Source organism: Rhodococcus sp. 06-462-5 (assembly GCF_002258315.1).
Lineage (GTDB): Bacteria > Actinomycetota > Actinomycetes > Mycobacteriales > Mycobacteriaceae > Rhodococcoides.
Window position 1 is genome coordinate 22,850 of sequence record NZ_NOYD01000014.1, and the last position, 22,612, is coordinate 45,461.

21 protein-coding genes and 1 tRNA gene are annotated in these 22,612 nt (G+C 64.7%); 5 read left to right on the forward strand and 17 right to left on the reverse strand.

Annotation, left to right across the window (positions count from 1 at the left end):
* The first annotated feature begins 59 nt into the window (after positions 1–59).
* Complete coding sequence (locus tag CH251_RS09865) at positions 60–551, forward strand: flavin reductase family protein (protein WP_068049175.1); 492 nt, start codon at positions 60–62, stop codon at positions 549–551.
* A gap of 507 nt (positions 552–1,058) precedes the next feature.
* On the forward strand, positions 1,059–2,045 hold the full coding sequence (locus CH251_RS09870) for a hypothetical protein (protein WP_094612994.1): 987 nt from the start codon (positions 1,059–1,061) through the stop codon (positions 2,043–2,045).
* A 369-nt stretch (positions 2,046–2,414) separates the two neighbouring features.
* Here CH251_RS09870 and CH251_RS09875 read toward each other — a convergent pair whose 3' ends face one another.
* The 3 genes from CH251_RS09875 to CH251_RS09885 all read right to left on the reverse strand — a co-directional run bounded on the left by CH251_RS09875 (position 2,415) and on the right by CH251_RS09885 (position 6,062).
* Complete coding sequence (locus CH251_RS09875; protein WP_094612995.1) at positions 2,415–4,250, reverse strand: acyl-CoA dehydrogenase; 1,836 nt, start codon at positions 4,248–4,250, stop codon at positions 2,415–2,417.
* Between the two features lie 79 nt (positions 4,251–4,329).
* Complete coding sequence (locus CH251_RS09880) at positions 4,330–4,953, reverse strand: bifunctional 2-polyprenyl-6-hydroxyphenol methylase/3-demethylubiquinol 3-O-methyltransferase UbiG (protein ID WP_094612996.1); 624 nt, start codon at positions 4,951–4,953, stop codon at positions 4,330–4,332.
* A gap of 23 nt (positions 4,954–4,976) precedes the next feature.
* The gene (locus CH251_RS09885; protein WP_256978975.1) at positions 4,977–6,062 is read right to left on the reverse strand and encodes a DUF4185 domain-containing protein; all 1,086 of its coding nucleotides are present in this window, start codon (positions 6,060–6,062) and stop codon (positions 4,977–4,979) included.
* A gap of 162 nt (positions 6,063–6,224) precedes the next feature.
* Between CH251_RS09885 and CH251_RS09890 the strand changes: the two genes are divergently transcribed.
* On the forward strand, positions 6,225–6,659 hold the full coding sequence (locus CH251_RS09890; protein WP_094612998.1) for a MarR family winged helix-turn-helix transcriptional regulator: 435 nt from the start codon (positions 6,225–6,227) through the stop codon (positions 6,657–6,659).
* Between the two features lie 6 nt (positions 6,660–6,665).
* On the opposite strand, the gene CH251_RS27445 is transcribed toward CH251_RS09890, so the two are convergent.
* The 5 genes from CH251_RS27445 to CH251_RS09910 form a co-directional block, all read right to left on the reverse strand.
* Positions 6,666–6,827, reverse strand: coding sequence for a hypothetical protein (locus CH251_RS27445; RefSeq protein ID WP_176459095.1), 162 nt, complete (start codon positions 6,825–6,827; stop codon positions 6,666–6,668).
* A 196-nt stretch (positions 6,828–7,023) separates the two neighbouring features.
* On the reverse strand, positions 7,024–7,674 hold the full coding sequence (locus tag CH251_RS09895) for a DUF2064 domain-containing protein (protein WP_094612999.1): 651 nt from the start codon (positions 7,672–7,674) through the stop codon (positions 7,024–7,026).
* Positions 7,671–8,324, reverse strand: coding sequence for a glycosyltransferase family 2 protein (locus CH251_RS09900; RefSeq protein ID WP_094613000.1), 654 nt, complete (start codon positions 8,322–8,324; stop codon positions 7,671–7,673). Before CH251_RS09900 ends, CH251_RS09895 begins: the two co-directional genes overlap by 4 nt.
* On the reverse strand, positions 8,317–9,375 hold the full coding sequence (locus CH251_RS09905) for an NAD(P)-dependent oxidoreductase (protein WP_094613001.1): 1,059 nt from the start codon (positions 9,373–9,375) through the stop codon (positions 8,317–8,319). Before CH251_RS09905 ends, CH251_RS09900 begins: the two co-directional genes overlap by 8 nt.
* Positions 9,372–10,169 (reverse strand): S-methyl-5'-thioadenosine phosphorylase, encoded by a 798-nt coding sequence (locus CH251_RS09910; protein ID WP_094613002.1) that lies wholly within the window; start codon positions 10,167–10,169, stop codon positions 9,372–9,374. The genes CH251_RS09905 and CH251_RS09910 overlap by 4 nt, the downstream gene beginning before the upstream one ends.
* 79 nt (positions 10,170–10,248) lie before the next feature.
* Between CH251_RS09910 and CH251_RS09915 the strand changes: the two genes are divergently transcribed.
* Positions 10,249–11,565, forward strand: coding sequence for a hypothetical protein (locus CH251_RS09915; protein WP_094613311.1), 1,317 nt, complete (start codon positions 10,249–10,251; stop codon positions 11,563–11,565).
* Here the strand turns inward: CH251_RS09915 and CH251_RS09920 are convergent.
* The 5 genes from CH251_RS09920 to CH251_RS09940 all read right to left on the reverse strand — a co-directional run bounded on the left by CH251_RS09920 (position 11,552) and on the right by CH251_RS09940 (position 16,965).
* Positions 11,552–12,217 carry a methyltransferase domain-containing protein gene (locus CH251_RS09920; RefSeq protein ID WP_094613003.1) on the reverse strand — a complete coding sequence of 222 codons (666 nt, stop codon included), beginning with the start codon at positions 12,215–12,217 and terminating at the stop codon, positions 11,552–11,554. The genes CH251_RS09915 and CH251_RS09920 overlap by 14 nt on opposite strands.
* A complete protein-coding gene (locus tag CH251_RS09925) occupies positions 12,214–12,684 on the reverse strand; it encodes a hypothetical protein (protein WP_094613312.1) in 471 nt (156 codons plus the stop codon). The genes CH251_RS09920 and CH251_RS09925 overlap by 4 nt, the downstream gene beginning before the upstream one ends.
* Before the next feature lie 90 nt (positions 12,685–12,774).
* Positions 12,775–13,461, reverse strand: coding sequence for a hypothetical protein (locus CH251_RS09930; protein ID WP_094613313.1), 687 nt, complete (start codon positions 13,459–13,461; stop codon positions 12,775–12,777).
* A gap of 164 nt (positions 13,462–13,625) precedes the next feature.
* Positions 13,626–15,212, reverse strand: coding sequence for a GMC family oxidoreductase (locus CH251_RS09935; RefSeq protein WP_094613004.1), 1,587 nt, complete (start codon positions 15,210–15,212; stop codon positions 13,626–13,628).
* 34 nt (positions 15,213–15,246) lie between these two features.
* Entirely contained in the window at positions 15,247–16,965 is a 1,719-nt protein-coding gene (locus tag CH251_RS09940; protein WP_179273464.1) for an aldehyde dehydrogenase family protein, read from the reverse strand.
* Positions 16,966–17,153: 188 nt separating this feature from the next.
* On the opposite strand from CH251_RS09940, the gene CH251_RS09945 reads away from it, so the two are divergent.
* Complete coding sequence (locus tag CH251_RS09945) at positions 17,154–18,341, forward strand: CdaR family transcriptional regulator (RefSeq protein ID WP_094613005.1); 1,188 nt, start codon at positions 17,154–17,156, stop codon at positions 18,339–18,341.
* A 3-nt stretch (positions 18,342–18,344) separates the two neighbouring features.
* Here the strand turns inward: CH251_RS09945 and CH251_RS09950 are convergent, their stop codons facing one another.
* The 4 genes from CH251_RS09950 to CH251_RS09965 all read right to left on the reverse strand — a co-directional run bounded on the left by CH251_RS09950 (position 18,345) and on the right by CH251_RS09965 (position 22,582).
* On the reverse strand, positions 18,345–19,301 hold the full coding sequence (locus tag CH251_RS09950) for a triacylglycerol lipase (RefSeq protein WP_094613006.1): 957 nt from the start codon (positions 19,299–19,301) through the stop codon (positions 18,345–18,347).
* 168 nt (positions 19,302–19,469) lie between these two features.
* The gene (locus tag CH251_RS09955) at positions 19,470–20,321 is read right to left on the reverse strand and encodes a glycoside hydrolase family 16 protein (protein ID WP_256978940.1); all 852 of its coding nucleotides are present in this window, start codon (positions 20,319–20,321) and stop codon (positions 19,470–19,472) included.
* 374 nt (positions 20,322–20,695) lie between these two features.
* A tRNA-Gly gene (locus tag CH251_RS09960) sits at positions 20,696–20,769 on the reverse strand.
* 31 nt (positions 20,770–20,800) lie between these two features.
* Positions 20,801–22,582: a bifunctional diguanylate cyclase/phosphodiesterase gene (locus tag CH251_RS09965; RefSeq protein ID WP_094613008.1), complete on the reverse strand. Its 1,782-nt coding sequence runs from the start codon at positions 22,580–22,582 to the stop codon at positions 20,801–20,803.
* Between the last annotated feature and the right edge of the window lie 30 nt (positions 22,583–22,612).

The following is a 22,612-nucleotide window of genomic DNA, read 5'->3' on the forward strand; positions in this document are numbered from 1 at the left end:
CGACGCAATTGTGCCCACGCCGGGGGGTGCACCACGAGATCGAAAGGGAGCTTCGTCCAATGACGCTCACACGTACCGTCCTCGATCAGCAGACACTTCGTGAGGCGTACGCGCAGTTCCCGAGCGGCGTCGTCGCAATCGCTGCGAAGATCGACGGCGTCCTGGTGGGCTTGGCGGCCAGCAGCTTCGTATCGGTGTCCATCGACCCGCCACTCGTCGCGGTATGCATCCAGAACACGTCGACGACATGGCCGAAACTCGAGTTGGCACCCAACATCGGCGTCAGCGTTCTCGGCGAGGCTCACAACGACGCCGTCCGTACCCTGGCCGCCAAAACCGGAGACCGTTTTGCCGGCCTCGATCTCACCGTCACCGACGGCGGAGCAGCATTCATCGTCGGTGCCACCGCGTGGCTGGACACCACCATCGAGCAGCAAATCCCCGCGGGCGACCACGCAATAGTGTTGCTGCGCATACATTCCCTGGACGTGCAAAGCGAAGTGAACCCAATCGTGTTCCACGGCAGCAAGTTCCGCAAACTGCAGCAATAGCGGCTGGTCGATTCGCTCCTGCTCAGCTCGGCTCTGCTCGGCTCTGCTCGGCTCTGCCAGTTCGCCCGCTCCGGCTCCCCAGTCTTCGCAAACGCGCGCGCATTTGCTGAACGCGCGCGGAATGGTGACGGGGTCGTGGGCGATTCCGCGCGCAGCTGGCAAACGCGCGCGCGTTTGCGCTCCGGCGACTCGGGTCGACGGTCGGCTAGTTCGGCCCGGTATGTGTTGTTGCGCCGCGGACTCGCTCGGTGTTCGGATTTTCGGGGTACCCGTTCGGCTCGTTCGGCCCATGTCTTCGCAAACGCGCGCGCATTTGCTGAACGCGCGCGGAATGGTGACCGGGTCGTGGGCGATTCTGCGCGCATTTGGCAAACGCGCGCGCGTTCGCGCGACGGACGGCGTGGCGAACTGGTACACCCGTACCTGTATTCATCCACAGGTCCGAAGTTGTGCACAGGTAGCTACTTTCGCCTTCGAGTCGCTGCGGGCGTAGTCGAGACTCGCAGGATGAAGGATGACCGAATGGTGCGACGCGCGGACGCACTTGCCGATGGCCACGCCGATCACGAGTTGCGGGCGCTGTACGAACGCCAGGGCTGGGAGCGTCTGGTGAACGGCGTCTACGTTCCGTCGTCCAGGCTTGCCGGCCTTTCGGAGCAGGCGCGGCACCGGCTGTTGATCGACGCCGTATTTCCGACCATTGCCGAGGGCAGCGCAGTGAGTCACCGTTCAGCGGCGCTACTGCACGGATTGCCTTTGCCCACTGGCGGATTCGACAAGGTTCACGTCACCCGACATCGTCGCGGCGGGGGTCGCGCGAACGCGTCGGTCATCGTGCACTGTGCTCCATGGGTGCCGTACGCGACCGTCGACCGAATTCCCGTGACCTCGTTGGCGCGGACGGTTGTCGACCTTGCCCGGACTGAGCCCCTTCTGTCGGCGGTTATCGCAGGTGACGCGGCTCTGAAGCGCTGCGATCCTCAGGAGCTGGACGCGGAGTTGCAGCGTGCTCGGGGATGGAAAGGTGTGGCGCAGGCGCGACGAGCCGTGTCCCTCATGGACGGGCGGAGTGAAAACCCCGGCGAATCTCAGAGTCGAATCATTCTGCGCGAGAATGGATTCGACGTGGTGTCGCAGGTGGAGATCCTGGATCCGGATGGGCGGTTGCTGGCGCGGATCGACTGGCTGGTCAATGGCGTCGTCGTGTGCGAATTCGATGGTAAGGCCAAGTACACCAAGTACCTACGGCAGGATGAGAACCCCGGCGACGTGGTGTTCAGGGAGAAGGTGCGGGAGGACGCTGTCCGCGATCTCGGCTATCCCGTGGTGCACTGGACCTGGGCGGACCTGGCGAATCCGGCGGAGTTGGTGGCGCGCGTAGCCCGAGCCGTGGAGCGGGCTGCTGCCCTACCGCCACCGCGAGGGAGCGTGCGGAGTGCGCCGTGTGGCCTGCAAACGCGCGCGCATTTGCCGAACGCGCGCGAAATTGCCTGAGGATCCCGCAGAATTCGCGCGCATCTGACAAACGCGCGCGCGTTTGCGGCAACCGGGGGCTCGCAACCCCGCAACCCCGCAACCTTCCGACCGCTGTTGCCTCGCAACTCCGCAGCCCTGCAAACGCGCGCGCATTTGCCGAACGCGCGCGAAATTGCCTGAGGATCCCGCAGAATTTGCGCGCATCTGACAAACGCGCGCGCGTTTGCGGCAACCGGGCCCCGCAACTCCGCCACTTCAACAAATGCGCGCGCGTTTGCGGCAACCGGGGGCTCGCGATGCGCGTTTGCGGCAACCGGACCCCGCCCCACCCACCACACGACAACGGCCGCACTCGAGAACGAGTGCGGCCGTAGATGTCTCAGGGAATCAGAATGCTGCTTCGTCGAGTTCCATGATGTCGTTGTCGATGTTGGTGAGGATTGCTCGGGTGGAGGTGAGCTGCGGGAGGATGTTCTTGGCGAAGAACGATGCCACGGCGATCTTGCCTTCGTAGAACGCCTTGTCCTTGCCCTCTGCGCCGTTGTCGAGTGCGGCGATGGCGATTTCGGACTGACGCAGCAGCAGCCAGCCGATGAGCAGGTCGCCGAAGCCCATGAGGAAGCGCACCGATGCCAGGCCGACCTTGTACAGCTCGGTGGGCTGGTCCTGTGCGCCCATGAGGTGCTGGGTCATCGAGGTGACGATGGCCTGCACGTCTTCGAGTGCGGTGGCGAGCAGTGCGCGCTCGGCCTTGAGGCGGCCGTTACCGGCTTCGCTGTCGATGAACGACTTGATCTGTCCGGCAACGTGAGCCAGTGCCACGCCGCGGTCGCGGGCGATCTTGCGGAAGAAGAAGTCCTGCGCCTGGATGGCGGTGGTTCCTTCGTACAGTGAGTCGATCTTGGCGTCGCGGATGTACTGCTCGAGGGGGTAGTCCTGCAGGAATCCGGAGCCGCCGAGGGTCTGCAGGGATTCTGCGAGTACCTGGTAGGCGATTTCGGAGCCGACGCCCTTGACGATGGGCAGCAGGAGGTCGTTGACGCGGTATGCGATGTCTGCGTCCGCGTCCGAGACCTGCTTGGCGGTGACCGGATCCTGGTGTGCGGCGGTGTAGAGGTACACCGCGCGCAGGCCCTCCGAGTAGGCCTTCTGCATCATCAGGCTGCGACGCACGTCGGGGTGGTGGGTGATGGTGACGCGGGGAGCGGTCTTGTCGGTCATCTGCGTCAGGTCAGCGCCCTGGACGCGCTCCTTGGCGTACTCGAGTGCGTTGAGGTAGCCGGTGGAGAGGGTGCCGATTGCCTTGGTGCCCACCATCATTCGAGCGTGCTCGATGACGTCGAACATCTGCGCGATGCCCTTGTGGACCTCGCCGACGAGCCAGCCCTTGGCGGGGACGCCGTGGCCACCGAAAGTGAGCTCACAGGTGGCGGAGGCCTTGAGGCCCATCTTGTGCTCGACGCCGGTGACGAATGCGCCGTTGCGCTCGCCCAGTTCGCCCTTCTCGAAGTCGAAGAGGACGGACGGTACGAAGAACAGGCTCAGGCCCTTGGTGCCGGGTCCGGCGCCTTCGGGACGAGCGAGTACGAGGTGGAAGATGTTCTCGAACAGGTCGTCGGACACTGCCGAGGTGATGAAGCGCTTGACGCCCTCGATGTGCCACGAGCCGTCGTCCTGCTTGATGGCCTTGGTGCGGCCTGCGCCGACGTCGGATCCGGCGTCGGGCTCGGTGAGGACCATCGTGGCACCCCAGCCGCGCTCGACGATGACCTTGGCCCATTCCTTCTGCTCGTCGGTTCCGTTGTGGAACAGGATGTTCGCGAAGCCGGGGCCTGCGGAGTACATGAATGCGGCGGGCTGCGAGCCGAGGAGCATCTCGTTGATGCCCCACAGGAGGTTGCGCGGGGCGGGCATTCCGCCGATTTCCTCGTCGAGGCCGACGCGCCACCATTCACCGTCGTAGAGCGCCTTGAACGACTTCTTGAAGGAGTCGGGCAGCTTCAGGCTGTGGGTTTCGGGATCGAAGACGGGTGGATTGCGGTCGGCGTCGGCGAAGGACTCGGCCAGCGGTCCCTCGGCCAGGCGTACGACCTCACGCAGCATGTCGCGGGCAACTTCGCCGTCCATGTCGCCGAAGTTGTCGCCTTCGAGTGTCTCGTCGAGTCCGAAGAGCTCGAAGAGGTTGAACTCGAGGTCCCGAAGGTTGCTCTTGTAATGGCCCATTGCGCGTTCGCTCTCCAGTCGGTGGTGCGGTCTCGTGAGTACCGCCCAAGTTAGCTACTCGTCGGTAACATAAGGGATATTACCCCCGATCCCGTTTGCTGCCAAGGGGAGACCTACTCGCCAGTAGCAGTGCATCGATCGCTGTGCCGCCGGTCACGTCACGATAGCGGTTTTCGGCAGTGAGGACGGTCAGTCGAGAACCGATGTCCGACGCCAAATCCTCGGGCGTGTAAAGGATTTCGGCTTCCTGAGGTCCGCCGATGCCGGACTCGATGTTCGCGGTGTGGTGCCCGAGAATCATGAGGATTCCATCAGGTTTCAGCGCCGAAACTGCCGTCGATACGGCCGTGCGCCGCTCGTCCGGGGGCAGGTGGAGGTAGAACATGAGAACCAGGTCATAGTTCGGTTCTGTCGACAACTGCGTCACATCTGCGTGCACCCAGGTCAGGCGCTCGCGCACCGACCGCGGTGCCGAGGCGGCGACTCGGCTCGCCTTCGTCAGTGCGACCGAGGAGAAGTCGACGGCGTCCACGGTCCAGCCGCGGGTGGCCAGCCAGATGGCATTTCGGCCCTGACCGGACGCGAGATCGAGTGCCCGACCACGTTTCAGCGTCGTCGCGACTTCCACCAATGTTGCGTTCGGTGCCTCGCCGTAGACGAGTTCTCGGCCTTCGTACTTGCGATCCCAGTCTGCGGCGTCCACCCGGGGAAGCCTAGTTGGGGTTGCTACAGCGTCGCGCGCAGCAGCAGCACGTTGTAGTTCTGGTAGACCGTCGCCAGGAAGTACAGGTCGCGGCCGGTCGAGTACGGGTGAATGTACGGCGCGTAGATGGAGCTGACCTCGCGGGTGTCGACCAGAACCTCCGGCGCGCTCCACGGCCCGACGGGCGACGGCGAGCGCCGCAGCACGATCGAGTTGGCGTTGTCGGTGGTCATCATCAGGTACTGGCCGAGGGTCGCGTTGTACGCGACGGAGAGTTCGCCGACGCCCCCGACGATGGGTGCGGCCGCCGCCGGGTCGCCCTTCTTCCAGTCCTGGCCGGTCCAGTACTCGTACTCGCCGAGCTTGGCGATGTCCTGCTCCTTGACGCGGGCGACGTGTCCGAGGTTGAAGCGGCCGGGCGGGGTGCCGTACTGGTAGACGTAGCCGCCGTCCTTCAGGTATGCGCTCTGCTGGAAGTTGCGATCGCCGCCGACGCTGGGCCGCTGGGTGTCGGGAAGTGCTGCCCAGTTCTCCCCGTTGTCGTTCGACACTGCCAGGCCGGAGAAGTTGGTTTCCCAGGTTCCTGCGGGTCCCCAGTTCTTCACCGACATCAGGTTCAGGTACTGGGTGTCGCCGACGGCCACGCCGGCCGTCGGGATTCGGCTGATCTCGACGAACGGGATCTTGGGGCTGGGGACGACCTCTTTGGTCTGGCCGATCGGGTCGAGTACGACGCTGTCGAAGTTCATGCCGTCGGCGAGGTTGCGGTCGTTGCTACGCACGATGGCGTTGCTGCGCCAGGACCACAGGCTGCCCTGCAGCAGGTTGGGCACGCCGAGACCGGCGGTGTCGCCGAAAGCCGTCAGCACCTCTCCGCGTCCGTTGTCCCACATGATGCCGAGATCGGTCCCGATCATGTTGACGTTCTGCGTGTTGTTGGGGCTCGACATTCCGGTCACCTGAGCGACGGCTTGTGCGCGACCGTTCAGTTGCGGCAGCCCGAACGTGCCGTTGAGTCCGGCGATGGGATTGACCGCGTTGGGGTTGGCGAGTGCGTTGGGGCCGGTGACCAGCAGCGACGCGGCCACGGCAATGACTGCAACGGTCAATAATCTCGAACCCACGCGACTCACGACGTTCTCCCGATTTCGATTCTCTCCCCGATAACCGAGGAGAACCATATCAGCGGTTTGTTCGAGGCGTAATAAATCGAGCTGTCCGCTGTTTCGAGAAATCGGGCGATTGCACCTCGGTGTCGTAATCTGGACAGCGTGAGTGATCTGCCCGATTCCCGGCTGGCGAGGGATTTGTCCGTCAGTGCGATGCGGCTGAATCGGAGACTTCGTCTGCGCCATTCCAGCGACAGATTGCCCGTCGCTCACCTGTCGATTCTGACGACGTTGCTCCGCGAGGGACCGATGACGACGGGCGAATTGGCGGCGCGGGAGCGGATCAAGCCGCCGTCGGTGTCCAGGTCTTCGCACGCCTTGGTCGAGTCGGGGCTGATGCGCCGGGAGCCGCATCCGACGGATGGCAGGCAGGTGGTTCTGCAGCTGACCGATGCGGGGACTGCGACTGCGCGTCAGGAGGTCGCCGCTAGGGAAATTGCGCTCGCGGAGCAATTGGACGAGTTGACGCCGCAGCAGCGGGAGACACTGGCCGCAGCGGCTCGCATCCTGACGGAGATCGTCGAACGGGTCGACTGAGAACCGTCAGTTCTCGTGATGAACTTCGTGATCGAGAGCGTCGACGTCCCACTCGATGGTGGACCCCAATTCTTCGGAGTCACCCCGGCGCGCGACGCGGCCGAGGACGGTGGCGACGACTGTCGCGATCACCATCCACACGGCTACGCCTATCAACAACCCGGTCATGTCACACTTTCTAGCACCTGTGTCTGTGAAATCGCCGTGAAACGGTGGTTCGGATTTGTTGCGATTCGATATTGGTTGTTTACGGTCCGGCAATTCGGGCAGATCGAAGGCGCTGTTCCGCAACGGATGTGGAGATTCCGGACCAGAAGTCGACTTTCGGTGAAAACAGACCTCACGGAACGGACCGAGACTCCGATCAATTACTCATTTGCCGGACGGAAATTCGGAACCGGCTGGTCGGTGTGCACAATTGCGCGACCGCTTCGAGATCGGACTCGAAATCGACATCGCGCAATTCGGGGAGCATCGTGATCGACGCTCCCGCGGCGGTCAGAGCAGCGAGCGTGTCGGCACCCGTCGACGGCGCAGACATGGGCACGTCGAGCAGGGACCGTGCGTGGTCGGGGTTGCGCAGGCCCAGCGCCCACCAGCCACCGTCCTCGGCCGAGCCCAGCACGTCACTGCTGCCGAGTCGTGCGGCCGCGTCGGAGAGCAGTAGCGCCGTGACCTGTGGAGTGTCCATGCCGATCTGCAGTACGGCTCCGGAGGTGGCTGCGTCGGCGTGTGCATTCGCCAGTCGTTCGCCCAACCCGTCGCCGCGCTGCGCTATCACTGTGAACGACGCCAGAGCCCGGGTGAGTTCGTGTGCGCGGGCCGCGTCGGCGAGAGTGCCGGTGAGGGCCACGACACGGCGGTCGACGTCGGCGGCCGAGACGGCGTCGAGGGTGTCCAGCAGCGAGGCCGCGGCCAGCTCCGCGGCGGCGGCGTCGCCGATCGTGGCGGCGAGGCGGGTCTTGGCCAGCCCGGGAACGGGGGCTTTGGCGACGACGAGAGCGGTGACGGTCACGAAAGCACCTTCCAGAAATCTCGCACGGCGACGATCGTCCCCTTCACCGAGCCCGAGACCTTGGAGGTTCCGGCTGTCCGTGGTCGGTAGTCCACGTCGTGTTCGACGACGGTCCAGCCGGCTTCGGCCGCCAGCACGAGCAGCTGCAGCGGGTAGCCCGAGCGGCGGTCGGTGACGTCGAGGTCGAGCAGTGCCTGACGGCGTACTGCGCGGATTGCTCCCAGGTCGTGTACCGGCAGCTTGTACTTGGTGCGAAGTCGAAGTGAGAGAACGGCATTGCCGAGCCTGGCGTGCAGGGGCGAGCTTCCCTTCGCCGGTCGGCGACGACCGACGGCGAGGTCCGCGTGATCCAGGGCCGTCACGAGGGTCGGCAGATCGCGTGGATCCATCGAGCCGTCTCCGTCGAGGACACAGACGATGTCGGTGTCGGCCGCAACGACGCCTGCATGGACTGCCGCACCGTAGCCGGGCACCGTCTCGGAGACCACTGTTGCTCCGTGGGCAGCAGCCACGGCGGCGGTGGCGTCGGTGGAGTTGTTGTCCACCACGATCGTCAGGTAGCCCGGCGGAACCGAATCCAACACTGCAGGAAGCGATTCGGCCTCGTTCATGCAGGGGATGACGACTGTGACGGATTTCGGTTCAGACACGGGGCGGACCCGTGCCCTCGGCGTCGCGCAACGGTGCGTCGGCGAACGCGGTGAGACCGTCCCTCGGCATGATCTTCGCGCGGAAGCCAAGAGTCTGTTCGGCCAGTGCGGAACTGGCGACGATGTGCCGTACATCGCCTGCTCGGTAACGTCCGGTGATCTCGGGCGTTGGCCCGCCGCGTGCGTCGGCGAGGATGGTGGCGACCTCACCGATGGTGATCGGTTGTCCCGAGCAGACATTGAGGGCGGTGAATCCGTCCAGCTCTGCCTCGATCGATGCGATGTTCGCCGCTGCCACGTCGTGCACGTGCACGAAATCGCGGGCCTGCTTGCCGTCCTCGTAGACCGTCGGGGCCTGACCGAGTTCCAGAGACGACCGGAACATCGCGGCCACACCGGAGTACGGGGTGTTGCGCGGCATGTGCGGTCCGTACACGTTGTGGTACCGCAGTGCGATCACCGAGCCGCCGGTGGCGACCGCCCATGCGGAGGCGTAGTTCTCCTGTGCCAGCTTGCTCGCGGCGTAGGTGCTTCTGGGCTCGAGCGTCGAATCTTCTTCGACCAGAAGCCAATCGAGCGGCTCACCGGATATCGGGTCGCGATTGTCGAACAATCCGGCGTCGAGGTCGGCTCGGGTGCGGGGGCGAGGAATCACCGTCTCGCCGGACGAATTGAGATACCGCCCTTCGCCGTAGACGACCATCGACGACGCGAGAACCAGGCGCGAACAACCTGCCTCGTACATCGCAGCGAGCAGAACCGCCGTCCCGTAGTCGTTGTGGCTGGCGTAGGCCGGGGCATCTGCGGCATCGACGCCCGCTCCGACGACAGCGGCCTGATGACACACGACATCCACCCCGCGCAATGCGTCGACGAGCGAGTCCTTGTCGCGCACATCGAGATCGATGATCCCGTCGGCTCGCGCTCCCGGGCCGTGTGCCGACTCCAGCATGGCGTCGACGGCAACCACCTCGTGGCCCGAGACGGCAGCCGCATCGAGAATGTGACCGCCGATGAATCCGGCTGCGCCGGTGAGCAATACCCGCGTCATGGCAGTTCGATCGGCAGTGTGAGGCCGGTGTGCACCCGACACGTGGGGCAGTCGCCGGTGGGAGCGTCGGAGATGGCCGAGCGCACCAGTGCTTTGAGCGGCTCGATGTTCCTCTGGAATTCGGCGAACACGTCCACCGCCTTGACGCCCTGACCGGACTCGATGCCCGCGTCGAGGTCGGTCACCAATGCGATCGGTGCGTAACAGAGCTCGAGTTCGCGAGCCAGGACCGCCTCGGGGTGGCCGGTCATGTTCACCAGCGTCCAACCCTGGCGAGCGAACCATTGGCTCTCGGCACGAGTGGAGAACCGAGGACCTTCCACGACGACCATGACGCCGCCGTCGATCGCCGAATCCTGGATCGCGGACTTCCTCAACGTGGGGCAGTACGGGTCGGCGAACTCGACGTGTATCCCACCCTCGTCGAAGTAGGTCTGGGACCGCCCGGAGGTTCGATCGACGAGTTGGTCGGGGATCACGACGGTTCCCGGGCCGTACTCGGACACCAAGGATCCGACCGCGCAGGGGGCGAACACTCGATTCACCCCGAGCATCCGCAGCGCCCACATGTTCGCTCGGTACGGCAGCGTGTGCGGTGAGTACTCGTGGTTTCGGCCGTGTCGGGGGAGAAACGCGACCTGCCGACCCTCCACCTCGCCCAGGGTGATCGGAGCACTCGGGGCACCGTAGGGAGTGTCGACCACCACCTCCTCGGCATCGCTGCCGAAGAACGAGTAGAAGCCGCTGCCGCCGATGACGGCGATCTCGGCCCGTCCCTGCCCGTCGTTGTTCATCTACTCATCCTCCATCACTGCCGGTCGATATGCTGGTCCGAAGTCGTGTTCGTCTCGAGGTCCGCAGGGAGAAAACACTATCCGTTACTGGAGAGAAGCCGTCGCCGGTGCATTGGCCGTCGTGCTCGTCGTGGTCGCGTTCGTCGTTCCGTATCTGGGGAACGAACTCGTCACCCCCATCATCAACAGGACTCCGCAGCAGGTGCGTGATTTCGCCGATGCGGCACCACTGTTCGGCTTCCGCGAGATTCACGTGGGATGGGGAACTCCCGCCGCCGTTCTGATCGCCGTGGCCACTGTGTTGTGGGGGCCGACGGTGGCACGTCGACTGTCGTGGACGCGACTGTTGTTCGTCGTGTGGGGTGCGTCGGCGGCATGGACGATGTCGCTGGCGATGGTGGACGGTTGGAAACGCGGCTTCGTGAACCGGCTGGCGTCGACGGACGAGTACTTGCACGAGGTGCCCGGCATCACCGACATTCCCGCCACGCTCCGCGGGTTCTCCGAGCGAATTCTGGACTACCAGGCCGATTCCTGGACGACGCATGTGTCGGGTCATCCACCCGGCGCGTTGCTCACCTTCGTGTGGCTCGACCGTCTCGGTCTCGGTGGCGGAGCCTGGGCGGCGACGCTCTGCGTGCTGGTCGGTACGAGTGCCGCCGTGGCGCTGGTACTCACCCTCCGGGTGCTCGGCGACGAGGACATCGCACGGCGTGCTGCACCGTTCGTGGCGATTGCCCCGGCGGCGATCTGGATCGCCGTCTCGGCCGATGCGTTCTATGCCGGTGTTGCCGCGTGGGGCATTGCGTTGCTGGCGATCTCCACGAAGCGGTACCTGTGGCCCGCGTCGATCGGTGCGGGAGTCCTGCTCGGGTTCGGCGTGTATCTCAACTACGGGTTGGTGCTGATGGGCCTGCCCGCCGTCGCGGTCCTGATAGCCGCACGGAAGATTCTGCCGTTCGTCGGCGCGCTGATCGGTGCACTGATCGTCGCCGGGATCTTCACCGCGTACGGATTCTGGTGGTACGACGGCTACTTGCTGGTGCAGGAGCGCTACTACCAGGGCATCGCAATCGATCGCCCGTTCGAGTACTGGGGTTGGGCGAACTTCGCAGCGCTGTTCTGCGCGCTGGGAATTGCTGTGCCCGCGGCGTTTCCACGGATTCTCACGCGGCTCGAGCCGATCAATCTGTTGGTGATCGCGGCGATCGCCGCGGTGGTGATGGCGGACCTGAGTCAGTTGAGCAAAGCCGAGACCGAGAGAATCTGGCTGCCCTTCGCGATGTGGATGCTGATCGCGCCCGCGGTGTTGCCGATCAGGACCCATCGTTTCTGGTTGGCGCTGCAGGTGATCGGTGCGTTGGCGATCAATCATCTGCTGTTCACGAATTGGTGAGCGGAGCCAGCGTCATCTGAGCGAACCAGCGCCCGTCGATCGGTGCCACGTCGACCACTCGAAGGCCTGCGGCACCGGCGAGATCTACGGTGGCGTCGGCGCTGACACTCGACCAGGCGAACCAATCGCCGACCATGGTGTCGGTTTCCCATCGAACGGTGCGGTGACGAATTCCTGTGTCGCTGGGCGCATCCACTTCGGCGATGACGGCTCCGTGTGGTGCGAGCAGGTCGGCCGCCCGGCGGAGCAATCGCACGGGGTCGCCGCCGATGCCGATGTTGCCGTCCGCGAGGAGGACACACGACCAGTTGCCCGTGTCCGGCAGTGGCTCGAAGAGGTCGCGGAGAACGGCGTTGCCGCCGCGCCCGATGGTCAGATCGACTGCTGTTCGGGACGTGTCGACACCGAGTGCCGAAACGCCGCGTCGAGCGAGCGCTTCGGTGAGCCGACCCGGCCCACAGCCCAGATCGATCGTGGGCCCGGTACAGCGGCTGAGCATGGCGTGGTCCGCGCGGCGATCCTCGGCCGACGAAGCGCTGCCACCCATCCACCGTGCGGTGGGTAGTTGCTGCCTGCTGCCGTCGGAATCGCCTATCCAGCAGGGTAGTCCGGCTGCTGCGCGGTTGAAGAGTGTATCGGCGGTGACGCTCATGCTCGGCTCCGTACAAGGGTCCATCGGATGAAGTATGCGGCGGCGCTCGCGGTGAACAACACCGCGGTCAGCGCGAGCCAACGTCCGAGAAAGGGTTCCTGAGTCAAACCGGTTGCGGCCCGGTACGACTCCGCGCCCTGGGAGATTATCCCGGGGAAGAACATCAGAAACGTCAGCGCTGTCCCGAGAGCGGGAACTCGAACGAAATTCACCGGTGACACGGCCAGGTGGCGGCGCGGAATGCTGGTGAGAAGCCGATCGGCCAGTGAGTACAGCGGAAACAGTACGGCGTCGTGCAGCAGTACCGATCCGAAGAACCACACGAGAACGGATTTCCACCACACGTCGCTGTTCCACAGAGTTTGCGGCCCTGCGAGTGTGACGACGTAGCCGACGAGGGCGAACGAGAGCAGCAGACCGACCGCGTGCAGCGGGTGGCCACCGTAGATCTTCGTGAAGGCTCTCATCTTCAGGCTCCTGACCGGGCGATGCAAACACCCGTGCGCGAGAGCCACCGTCGTCGACGGTGACGCCTCGCGCACGGGTTCAGGAAACTGTTATGCAGCGGTGTTGATCGTGATGGTTGCAACGCCCACGAGCAGTCCCGGGGTCACAGCATCGGTGTTGAAGGTGCTGTTGAGCAGTCCGGCAGCGGTCTCCGAGATCTTCACCTCGGTGCCCTGCAGGATTGCGGTGTTGTCGGGTCCGGTAGCGAGCGGCTGCAGGGTGCGGCCGTCGAGATCGAACAGCACTGCGTCTGCGGCTGCTTCCTCGCCGTTGACCATGACGTCACCGGTGAGAAGCGAAGTGCCCGGGTCGATGTCGAAGTTGATGAGCTCGACGACGGTCTCGCCGGCAGTCAGCGACAGGCCGCTGCCGTCGTGGTTGATCTCGCCCTGGACGTAGGGGTCGACGGTGCCGGGCTCCCAGTACTTGACGTCTCCGCCGGTGATCGGGAAGCGGATGGATCCGTCTGCGAGAGTCGCGGTTCCGACGACACCGGGCGTGAGGCCCAGGGTGGTCAGTGCGCCGGTGAAGCCGGGATCGAGAGCAACTGCGGTGTCGACACCGGTGAGGTCGTCGACCTCGGCTGCGGGCTCGGGCTCGCTCTCCACGGCCTCTGCTGCCGAAGAGGTGGCTGCGTCGACGGTGTCGGATGCTTCCTCGCTGGAGCATGCGGCAAGCGGGACGATGGTGAGTGCACCGATTGCGGTGGCGGCCAAAGCTTTACGAACAGTGAACATGTCGGTCAACCTTCCGTGCTCGTCTCTCGAGCGTTGTGGGTCATTCGGCGCTGCTTGCCGAGCGGATGGGTTCCATCTCGATCCCCTGCAAGGGAGCGTGCCCACCTGTTACCCGACAAACCGGACGTCCAAACCGGAAATTTTCCGAAAGGTTCACTTGCGGATCAACGAAGGATCAAGTCCGCTGCGCGTTCTCCGATCACCACAGAGGGCGCGTGAGTGTGCCCGCGGATGATGCTCGGCATGATCGACGCGTCGGCGACGCGAAGGCGGTCGACGCCCCGCACCCGCAGCTCGGCATCGACGACACTGTCGGCGTCGTTGCCCATACGGGCAGTGCCCACGGGGTGGTACAGAGTGTGCGCATTCTGCTCGAGGGCCTCGGTGAGCAGGTCCGCCGGGGAGATGTTCGACGCCACCCTGGGGCGTACGACGTCGCCGAGCAGTCCCTTCAGCGAGGGGGTTTCGGAGATCGCGACGCAGACGCGGAGGCCTTCGATCATTGCTTTGCGGTCCAGTCCGCCGGGGTCGCTGAGGTAGCGGGGTTCGACGATGGGCTTGGCCAGGGGGTCGGCCGAGCGGAGGGTGATCTCGCCTCTGCTCTCGGGTTTGACGAGCACCGCGCCGATGACTGCGGCGTGCGAATCCTGGCCGACGAGTCCCTCGTCGAAGAACGGTGCCGGTCCGAAGATGAGTTCCACGTCGGGCAGGGCCAGGTCTTCTCGGCTCTTGATGAATCCGTACGCCTCGGCGACGTTCGAGGTGAGCATGCCGCGACGGCGAGTCAGGTAGTTGACCAACTCGGGGATCTTCTCGGCGTGGAAGAGAGAGTCTCTTTCGGTTTTCCAGCCGATGAGGGCGGCCAGGTGGTCGAGCAGATTCTGCCCGACACCTGGTGAGTGGTGCTGAACGGTGATGCCGTGCGACTTCAGCTGTTCCTGGTCGCCGATGCCCGAGAGCATGAGCAGCTGGGGGGTGTTGATGGCTCCGCCGGAGAGAATTACTTCCTTGTGCGCGCGCACGGTGTGTGTCTGTCCACCGGAGGTGTACTCGACGCCTACTGCCGCAGTGCCTTCGAAAAGGACGCGAGTGGCATGTGCCTCGGTGAGGACGGTGAGGTTCTTGCGCTTCTTCGCCGGCCGTAGGTACGCGTCGGCGGTGCTCCACCGTGCTCCACGCTTCTGGTTGACCATCGTGCGGGTGAAGCCCTTGGGCTCGGGCAGGTTGGCGGTTTCCAGCGGATAGCCTGCTTCTTCGACGCCGTCGAGGAACGACGACGTCAGGTCGCGGGGGCTGCGCTGGTGCGAGACGATGAGTGGGCCGTCGGTTCCCGCGTCGAGTGCTGTTGTGCCCTCGATGTTCTCGATCTTGCGGAAGTATCCGACGAGGTTGCGGAAAGCCCACGAGTCGTCGGACACCGCTGCCCAGTCGTCGTAGTCGGCGGCGAATCCGCGTACCCACATCATGGCGTTCATCGACGACGATCCACCGAGCATCTTGCCGCGCGGCCAGTAGATGCTGCGATCTCGCAGCTCCGACTGCGGTTCGGTCAGGTAATCCCAATCGACCTCGCTGCGAAAGAGTTTGGAGAATGCAGCGGGGATGTGAGCGAACTTGTTCTTGTCCTCGGGGCCGGCCTCGAGGAGGATCACCTCGTTGCGCGGGTCTGCGCTGAGGCGATTGGCCACCACTGCGCCTGCCGAACCTGCGCCCACCACGATGTAGTCGGCAGTCTTGTGCTGTGAGCTCATCTTTGTCCTTGAAGTCGTTGCGGGCGCAGAGGTGTCAGCCGCGCAGGGCGGAAGCGAATATTGCAGGCAGTTTGGACCAGGACGGCGCGCCCGCGAATGCGGTGAGCAGCTTGCCTGTCGATGCTGCGGTCTTGTTGGTGACGAACCACGGTGGCTTCGGGGAGATGGAGAGTTCGCCGTTGACCAGCGAGCGCGGCAGCGGCCGGAAGGGGCCCCGCACCACTGTTCGCTCGGCCCCGTCGATCAGTAATGCGTTGTGCACGACGCCGATTCCGCTCTGCACGTCGTCGACGGTGTGTCCGGGGAATGCGCCCCAGGTGGCCGCTGCGGTGAGGAAGCCGATGGCCGTCCAGGCGTTGACGGCGATGGTGCCGTAGCGCAGGTCGGCGAGCATGGTGTCGAACTTCTCCCCGAGTCCCTTGATGGTGCCCGGGGTGCCGATGATGTTGATGCCGAGTGTGCCGGTGAACTCCTCGTTCGCGGCCTGCACCGCCTTGGCGGCGAATGCTGCTCCACTATAGGGCAATTCGATGATGCCCATGACCGGTGCGAAGTACTCGGTCTGCAGCAGCGGAGCGTATTCACCGGGGTTCAGATCGGTGATGAGCACGCGGCCACCGCGTTCACCGAGGCGTTCGGCGGACGGGTAGGTGGCGGTGGCGTCGGACACTCGCTTGTCGCTGCCGGGGTAGTAGGGCGCTCGTGCCGGCGCGCGGTCGAGGGCAGCGCGTAGGGCGGCGACGAATTCGTCGCGCTGCTTCCATTCCGAGGACAGTACGACGACCTGCGAAGCGACACAGTTGTATCCACTGTTGTGCAGGCGTTGGGTGGCGATGTGTTCGGCCTGGAATTCGATGTCGGCACGGCTCCACTCACCGGGCAGAACGATGGTGGGCGAGACTCCGCCGAGTTCGCTGGAGATTTCCTTGGTGAGGATCGGGTCGTTGGCCGCCTTGCGCGCAGCTCCGTCCGCGCCGGTACCGAAGACGATCGCGTCGTGCGTGATGGCGCTGCCGGTCATGTGGACGTGGTCGACGGACGAGTGCTGGACCAGGTAGGTGCCCACGTCGGCTCCGCCGGTGAGCAGACGCAGTGCGCCGATGTCCACGAGCGGGGCGAGGATCTTCTCGAACACCGGCAACAGTGGATCCATGATGGGGTTGAGCTTGAGTGCGACCACTCGGTTGAACGCGATCAGTTCGTACAACGCGTCCAGCGGCGCGATCGAGGTGATGTTGCCTGCGCCGAGGACCACTCCGATGCCTGCGGTGTGGGCGGGATCGAGCTGGGCGAGGCCCGCGGTCCGCTGTGCGGTTGCACGGTCGATTCCGGGCTTCAGCCACACCTCGGCGGTGAATCCGTTGAGCAGGAGTCGCTCGAAGATGTTGAGGGGCAGCACCGACACCGTCGTGCGCCCACCGGGAGCCGTCCCGAACTTGGCACCGGCCAGCGGGCTGGTGCCGGCTTCCAGCGCCGCGAGTGTGTGCGCCACGGTGCCGAGTCCGTTCAGGAACGAGTACGGACCCGACAGCCATTCCTCTCCGACGAGGCTGGAGGAGGCGTCGAGCCCCTTGATCGACGTTGCCGCCGTCACCCACTCCTGCGCGTGAGCTGTGGTCAGCGCATGCACGCGTTCGAGGAGCGCCCGCCGCTCGGCCAGGGTGAGGCGTCCCCAGTTCTTCTCACCCTCGGACAGATCGGCGAGTGCGGAGTCGACTGCCTCGGTGGGTCCCGTCGTCGGTACGGATTGCAGGTGTGGGGTGACGTCGCTGGTCAACTTCTCGGCTCCACTCGTCGTTCGGGTATACGGCTTCACTGTGATTGTGGTCGCACTCGGGCGCGGGACGCTATGGGCCACGTGCCTCAATTGGAAGCGACGGTTTGTGCCGCTGCACAATTTCGCTGTGGCGTGGCTTACAGGGGTGCGGCTAGAGTTCTGTCATGACCGTGACCGAGTTCGACGTGCATCCGTCACCGACCGATCTGGCCGCGACGATGCTCGACGGCGTCGACGACCTCGCGACCGAATTGGTGCGACGCATCCTGGGGGCCGAGCACGCCTACCTCGAATCGACGCTGCTCACCACCGAGCAGCTCTACGAGGCGTCGCGGAGCAATCTGGCGTCGATGCTGGGCAAGCTGTCCGGTCGTGCTCCCATGCGCCTCGAGTCGGCGCGGGACGCGGGCAGGCTCAAGGCCGAGCAAGGGGTACCGCTGGCTGCCCTGCTGCACGCCTTCAGGCTGGGCGGCAGGTTGGTCTGGGACGAGTTGATGGAACGCTCGGACGGCCGGGCGAGTCATGCGCTGCTGGACATGGCCGCTCAGGTCTGGGCGTTGGTCGACGTGTACTCCGACGAGGCGGCGGAAGCCTATCGAGAGAGCGCCGACATGCGTGCGCGGGAAAGCGCCGAAGCCCGTGGGCGCCTCATCCGTGTGCTCTTCGCCGATCACGGCGCGAATCCGACTGCGGCAGCGGACGCGTTGCGAACGTTTCGCATTCCCGACCACGGCTACTTCGCGGTGGTCTCGCAGGAGCCGTTGACCGCAGCGATGGGGATCGACGGGTTGATCGCCCGCCTCCGCACCGCGGGTGCCGAATCGGTGTGGGATGCCGAGGTGGACGGTAGCGTCGGGCTGATCTGTGCCGCAACGGAATCGGAGATCGACTCGGCGTTGATCACGCTCAGTGAGCTGTGTCCGGGACGGGTCGGGGTGAGCTCGGTCTTCAGGTCCCCCTCGGGTATCGGTGATGCCGTGGGCCAGGCCCGGCTGGCGAGGTCGTGCACCTCGAGCGAGGCGTCACCGCCCGCACCGGTGCGCTACGACTCCGTGCCGGTACCCCTACTTCTGGTCCGCGATCCGAAATCGGGTCGGATCGCCTCCCGGCAGATACTCGGTGATCTGCTGGCGTTGCCGCGAGCCGAACGGCAGAGCTTGCTCGACACCCTGGACGCCTGGTTCTCGTGCGGCGGTTCCACCCGCGATGCCGCCGAATCGCTGCACTACCACCGCAATACGGTGTTGTATCGGTTACGTCGAATCGCCGAGCTCACCGGTCGCGACTTCCGTGATCCGATCCAGGCCGCCGAACTGTACGTCGGGCTCAGGGCGTATCAGCTCCTGACCTGAGGATCAGTGGCTGGCGAGGACGACGTCGAGGATGCCGGCTCCCAGCGGCACCGGTACGCAGGTCGGGGGACGCGCGTTCGCCGGGTCCAGAGCGTTCAGCGCCAGCCGCAGCGCGGTGGGATCGTAGGTGAACGTGAAGTGCGCAACCTCGGTATCGGGGCACACGTCCTGCACCACGATGTTGTGCGCTCCCGGATCCCGAAGCAGCGCATTGGTATACGGCTGAATGACCTCGTCGACCCTGGTTGCGATGGACGTGTACTCCACCCCGGGCACGGTGTCACCGCCTGCGTTGAGTCGCTCGAGAAAGTCGGATCCGGCCATCAGTTGGGCGAGACCAGGCCCGAATTCGCCTGCCACGACCCCGGTTGCACCGGGCACCGCCTGCACGACGGGCGCAACTCCGTACATGGTGCCGCCGTACGTCGGTGATGCGATCCCCACCCATCGATCGACCACGTACGCACCGCCGAGCCTGTTGACGAAGTACCGAGCGACCGCGGCACCTTGCGAGTAGCCGACCACGTCGACTGCGCCGGCACCGGTTGCCTGGAGTATCGACAACGTCATCGCCTTCAGTTGCGCTGCACTGTCTTCGATGACGCCGTACCCGTTGGATTCACCGTCCGGCGATGCGCCGTAGTTGATGGCGAAGACGCAGAATCCGGCTGCCTTCAGGATCGGCGCGAAGCCGGCCCAGTCGGAGTACGCGGTGGCGTCGGTGCCGTGCACCAGGACGACGGGATTCGGGTGCGCTGCGGTGGGTGTGCAGCTCATGTCGTTTGCTCCGGGCGGGGCGGCATCGCGGTTCGACGCCGAGTAGCGGATGGCATCGGCGTGATCGGGCTGTTCGGGGGCTGCGGCGATGGGCATCACCGGACCCGCGTGTGCGGAAGGCGCGAGCAATACGGCGGCACCGACGATGACGAAGGTGATCAGACTCCGCCGTGGCCCGCGCATGGATAGACGATATTCCTCCAACTGTGGAATGTCCCTACAGAGAGACGTCATGGCTGAGAAAAGTCACAAGAATTGTTCTGTCGTCGAAACCGTGCCGAACGCGCACACCGCACGGGGCCCAGCCGTAGTGGCTGGGCCCCGCGCGGAGTGGAGGTGCTGCTCTGCAGGTCAGAGGCGACTCACGCGGAGCCAATCGACGCTCATCGTCTGCGGGTACGGCGTGCTGTTCAGTGTCTTGCCGGTCCAGTTGTTGCCCACGGCTACGTTGAAGAGGATGTAGTGCGGCCAAGTGCCCGAGAAGGCCTTCCAATTGCCGCCCTTCGCCTCGTACTGGGCCTGAGTGAGGGAGAACCGAGCGACTCCGTCGACGAACCAGGTGATGCTGTTCGGCAGCCAGTCGATTCGGTACGTGTGGAATCCGTTGTTGACCGGATTCATGCCGCCGCCGGTCTTCACATCTTGATTGGAGTTCCACTTCGAGGGGCCGTGCAAATTGAATGACGGTCCGTACAGTCCGGGAATTTCGACGATGTCCACTTCCCCTTGACTGGGCCATGAATATTCGCCACCGGGTTGTAGGCCGAGGGTCCAGAATGCGGGCAGCAGGCCCTGGGCGCTCGGCATCTTGATCGATGCTTCGATGCGCACCGGCGGCGTCACCGATTGCTTGCCCATGCTGACCACGCGGGCGCTGGTGAAGTTGTACGGTGCCCGCTTGCGGTCCGGTGCGGTCTCCCGACGCGCGGTGATGTTCAGTGAGCCGTTGAACTGGTTGGCGTTGTTCCAGGAATTCGTATAGTACTGCTGCTCACCGGAACTCGCGCCCCAGCGGCCGGTCTGAAAGCCCCATTTGGCGGGGTCGGGTCCGCCGTAGCCGTTGAATTGGTCCTCCCACAGAAGGGTTCCGGCTCCGCCTTGGGTTCTCGGAGGTGCGGCGAGTGACGGGGCGGCGGTTGCCGACGAGACGGCCACGGCCATCGTCGTCAGAGTGACCGCGACAATTGTTAGTAGTGATCGCATGAGGGGGGATTCCTGTCAGGTCATATGTCGGTGAACAAATGTCGACACTGGATTTCTAGCACGCCAAACTAGGCGTTAGAAGTTTCTTCTGAAATGCAGGAATTCTTGCGAATACAATGAATGAATTCGGCTATATTACTGGTCGGTAGCAAGGGTACCGACCGATATTGGGCGGTGGTCGGTTTGTTTCAGGAGTGACCGCAGTGACCCGGCAGCGTCTATGGGTTCAGCGATACGGACGAGACGGGAGCGACTGGGATGAGCAGGAGTGGTGCGCGTGACGGCCCGAAGTGGGTGTCAGGAGTGGAGCCTGCAGGAACGACTCGAGATGGGCAGGAGTGGAGCCTGCAGGAATGACTCGAGACAAACAGGAGTGGAGCCGGTGACGGGAATCGAACCCGCCTCTCAACCTTGGGAAGGTCGCGTTCTACCAATGAACTACACCGGCGTGTGGTGCGGATGTCAGGTTATCAGGGCGTTCAGATGCCGATGCGCACGCCGTGGAGGAGTTCGAGGGCGTCGTCGGCCGCCACCGGTTTGGAGAACAGGTATCCCTGCGCGCGGGTGCACCCCAGTTCGATCAGGGTCTTTCTGGCACTCTGCGTTTCGACGCCCTCGGCGATGATGGTCAGCCCGAAGGCGCGGGCGAGTCCGATGATGGACTGAACGATTGCGAGGTCGCCGGTGTTTTCGTCGCCCAGGTCGGTGACGAAGGCGCGGTCGATCTTGAGTGCGTCGACGGGCAGTTCCTTGAGGTGCGACAGGGAACTGTATCCGGTGCCGAAATCGTCGATGGCCACTTGCACGCCGAGTTCGCGGAGTTCGCGCAGTGTGACGCGGGTGCGGGAAAGATCTTGCACCACTGCCACTTCGGTGATCTCGAGGCAGAGGCTGGGCCCGGCTATGGAGAACTCCGTGAGCGCTCTGGCGACGGCACCGACGAATCCGTTGGTGACGAGTTGGACGGGGGATATGTTGACGCGCATCGCGATGTCGAGGTGGGGGATCTCGCGTTGCCAGTCGGCGAGGGTGCGGCAGGCGTGGTCGAGGACCCAGCGACCGAGTTCACCGGCGAGGTTCGTCTCCTCGGCGACCGGGATGAATGCGGACGGGGGAAGTAGTCCGCGGGTGGGGTGTTGCCATCGGACCAGTGCTTCGACTGCGGTGATGCGTCCGGTGGCGAGGTCCACTTCGGGTTGGAAGTGCAGGGTGAGCGAGTCGCCTGCGATGGCTTCGCGCAGATGGATCTCGACGTCGTTGCGGAGTTCGGCTTCGGCGTGCATCTCCTCGGTGAACAGGGCGATGTCGTGGCCACCGGCGCGTTTGGCCACCAGGGCGGCCTGATCTGCTTGCCGCAGAAGCGACTCGGCGGTGTGCTTGCCCGGGTGGCCGAAGGCGATTCCGATGCTCGCGCTTCTGCTGATGCGTTCGACTCCGAGGGTGACGGGGGCGTTCATGGCGTCGGCGATCATCTCGGCGTGGTGTGTCGCGACGCGGGCCGAGCACGGTCCGGCCAGTACCACCAGGAACTCGTCGCCGCCCAGGCGTGCGACGAGACCGGCCGACCTGCCGACGAAGCTCTGCAGTCGATCGGCGATGGTCTCGAGGTAGTGGTCTCCGGCGAGGTGGCCCAGAAAGTCGTTCAGTGCTTTGAGTCGATCGAGGTCGATGTGCATCACGGCGACGGGGCCGGGCATGGACGGGTCGAGTCGTTCGCGGAGGTGTTGTGCGAGGGCCGTGCGGTTCGGCAGTTTGGTCAGGTGGTCGTGCAGTGCCGAGAATCGAAGTTGCTCCTCGGCGATCACTCGCGACTGCAATTGAGAGAGCAGCGCCGCAATTGCTTTGAGCGCGTTGAGTTCTGCCTCGGACCAGCTTCGGTCGCCGATCTTGATGAAACCGAGGATGCCGGTGGTGCGTCCGGAGTGCAGCAGTGGCACGACGGCCATCGAGGTCGCGGAGAATCCCGACCCCTGCTCGACGCGTCGACGGTAGTCCTCCTGGTCCGGATCCGGCCGAAACACTGCAGGTTCGGTCAGTGTCTCGGCCAGGCGGAATACCGAGTCTGCGTCGTCGAAGTAGACCACTGCGAGTGGATCGGGATCGGGCACGCTCAGTCGCGGTGGCCATTCTGCGGTGAGTCTGGTGGCCCTGGCCTCGAAGTCGTTGTGCCGGAGGAAGCTGAAGTCGATGCCGAGGTAGTCCACGAGTTGCCGCAGCACGGATTCGTAGGCCTCGCGCACCGTCGCCGCATCGACTCCCATGAGTTCGGTTGCGACGCCGGTGACGAGGAC

Bases quoted from the DNA above. Each gene is read 5' to 3' on its own strand.
- CH251_RS09870 (WP_094612994.1), top strand. From the start codon at position 1,059: ATGAAGGATGACCGAATGGTGCGACGCGCGGACGCACTTGCCGATGGC.
- CH251_RS09965 (WP_094613008.1), bottom strand. From the start codon at position 22,582: ATGGGAGTCGATGCGGCGACGGTGCGCGAGGCCTACGAATCCGTGCTG.
- CH251_RS09920 (WP_094613003.1), bottom strand. From the start codon at position 12,217: ATGAGCGTCACCGCCGATACACTCTTCAACCGCGCAGCAGCCGGACTA.
- CH251_RS09910 (WP_094613002.1), bottom strand. From the start codon at position 10,169: ATGAACAACGACGGGCAGGGACGGGCCGAGATCGCCGTCATCGGCGGC.
- CH251_RS09950 (WP_094613006.1), bottom strand. From the start codon at position 19,301: ATGCGCGGGCCACGGCGGAGTCTGATCACCTTCGTCATCGTCGGTGCC.
- CH251_RS09865 (WP_068049175.1), top strand. From the start codon at position 60: ATGACGCTCACACGTACCGTCCTCGATCAGCAGACACTTCGTGAGGCG.
- CH251_RS09945 (WP_094613005.1), top strand. From the start codon at position 17,154: ATGACCGTGACCGAGTTCGACGTGCATCCGTCACCGACCGATCTGGCC.
- CH251_RS09930 (WP_094613313.1), bottom strand. From the start codon at position 13,461: ATGTTCACTGTTCGTAAAGCTTTGGCCGCCACCGCAATCGGTGCACTC.
- CH251_RS09935 (WP_094613004.1), bottom strand. From the start codon at position 15,212: ATGAGCTCACAGCACAAGACTGCCGACTACATCGTGGTGGGCGCAGGT.
- CH251_RS09875 (WP_094612995.1), bottom strand. From the start codon at position 4,250: ATGGGCCATTACAAGAGCAACCTTCGGGACCTCGAGTTCAACCTCTTC.
- CH251_RS27445 (WP_176459095.1), bottom strand. From the start codon at position 6,827: ATGACCGGGTTGTTGATAGGCGTAGCCGTGTGGATGGTGATCGCGACA.
- CH251_RS09925 (WP_094613312.1), bottom strand. From the start codon at position 12,684: ATGAGAGCCTTCACGAAGATCTACGGTGGCCACCCGCTGCACGCGGTC.
- CH251_RS09905 (WP_094613001.1), bottom strand. From the start codon at position 9,375: ATGACGCGGGTATTGCTCACCGGCGCAGCCGGATTCATCGGCGGTCAC.
- CH251_RS09955 (WP_256978940.1), bottom strand. From the start codon at position 20,321: ATGCGATCACTACTAACAATTGTCGCGGTCACTCTGACGACGATGGCC.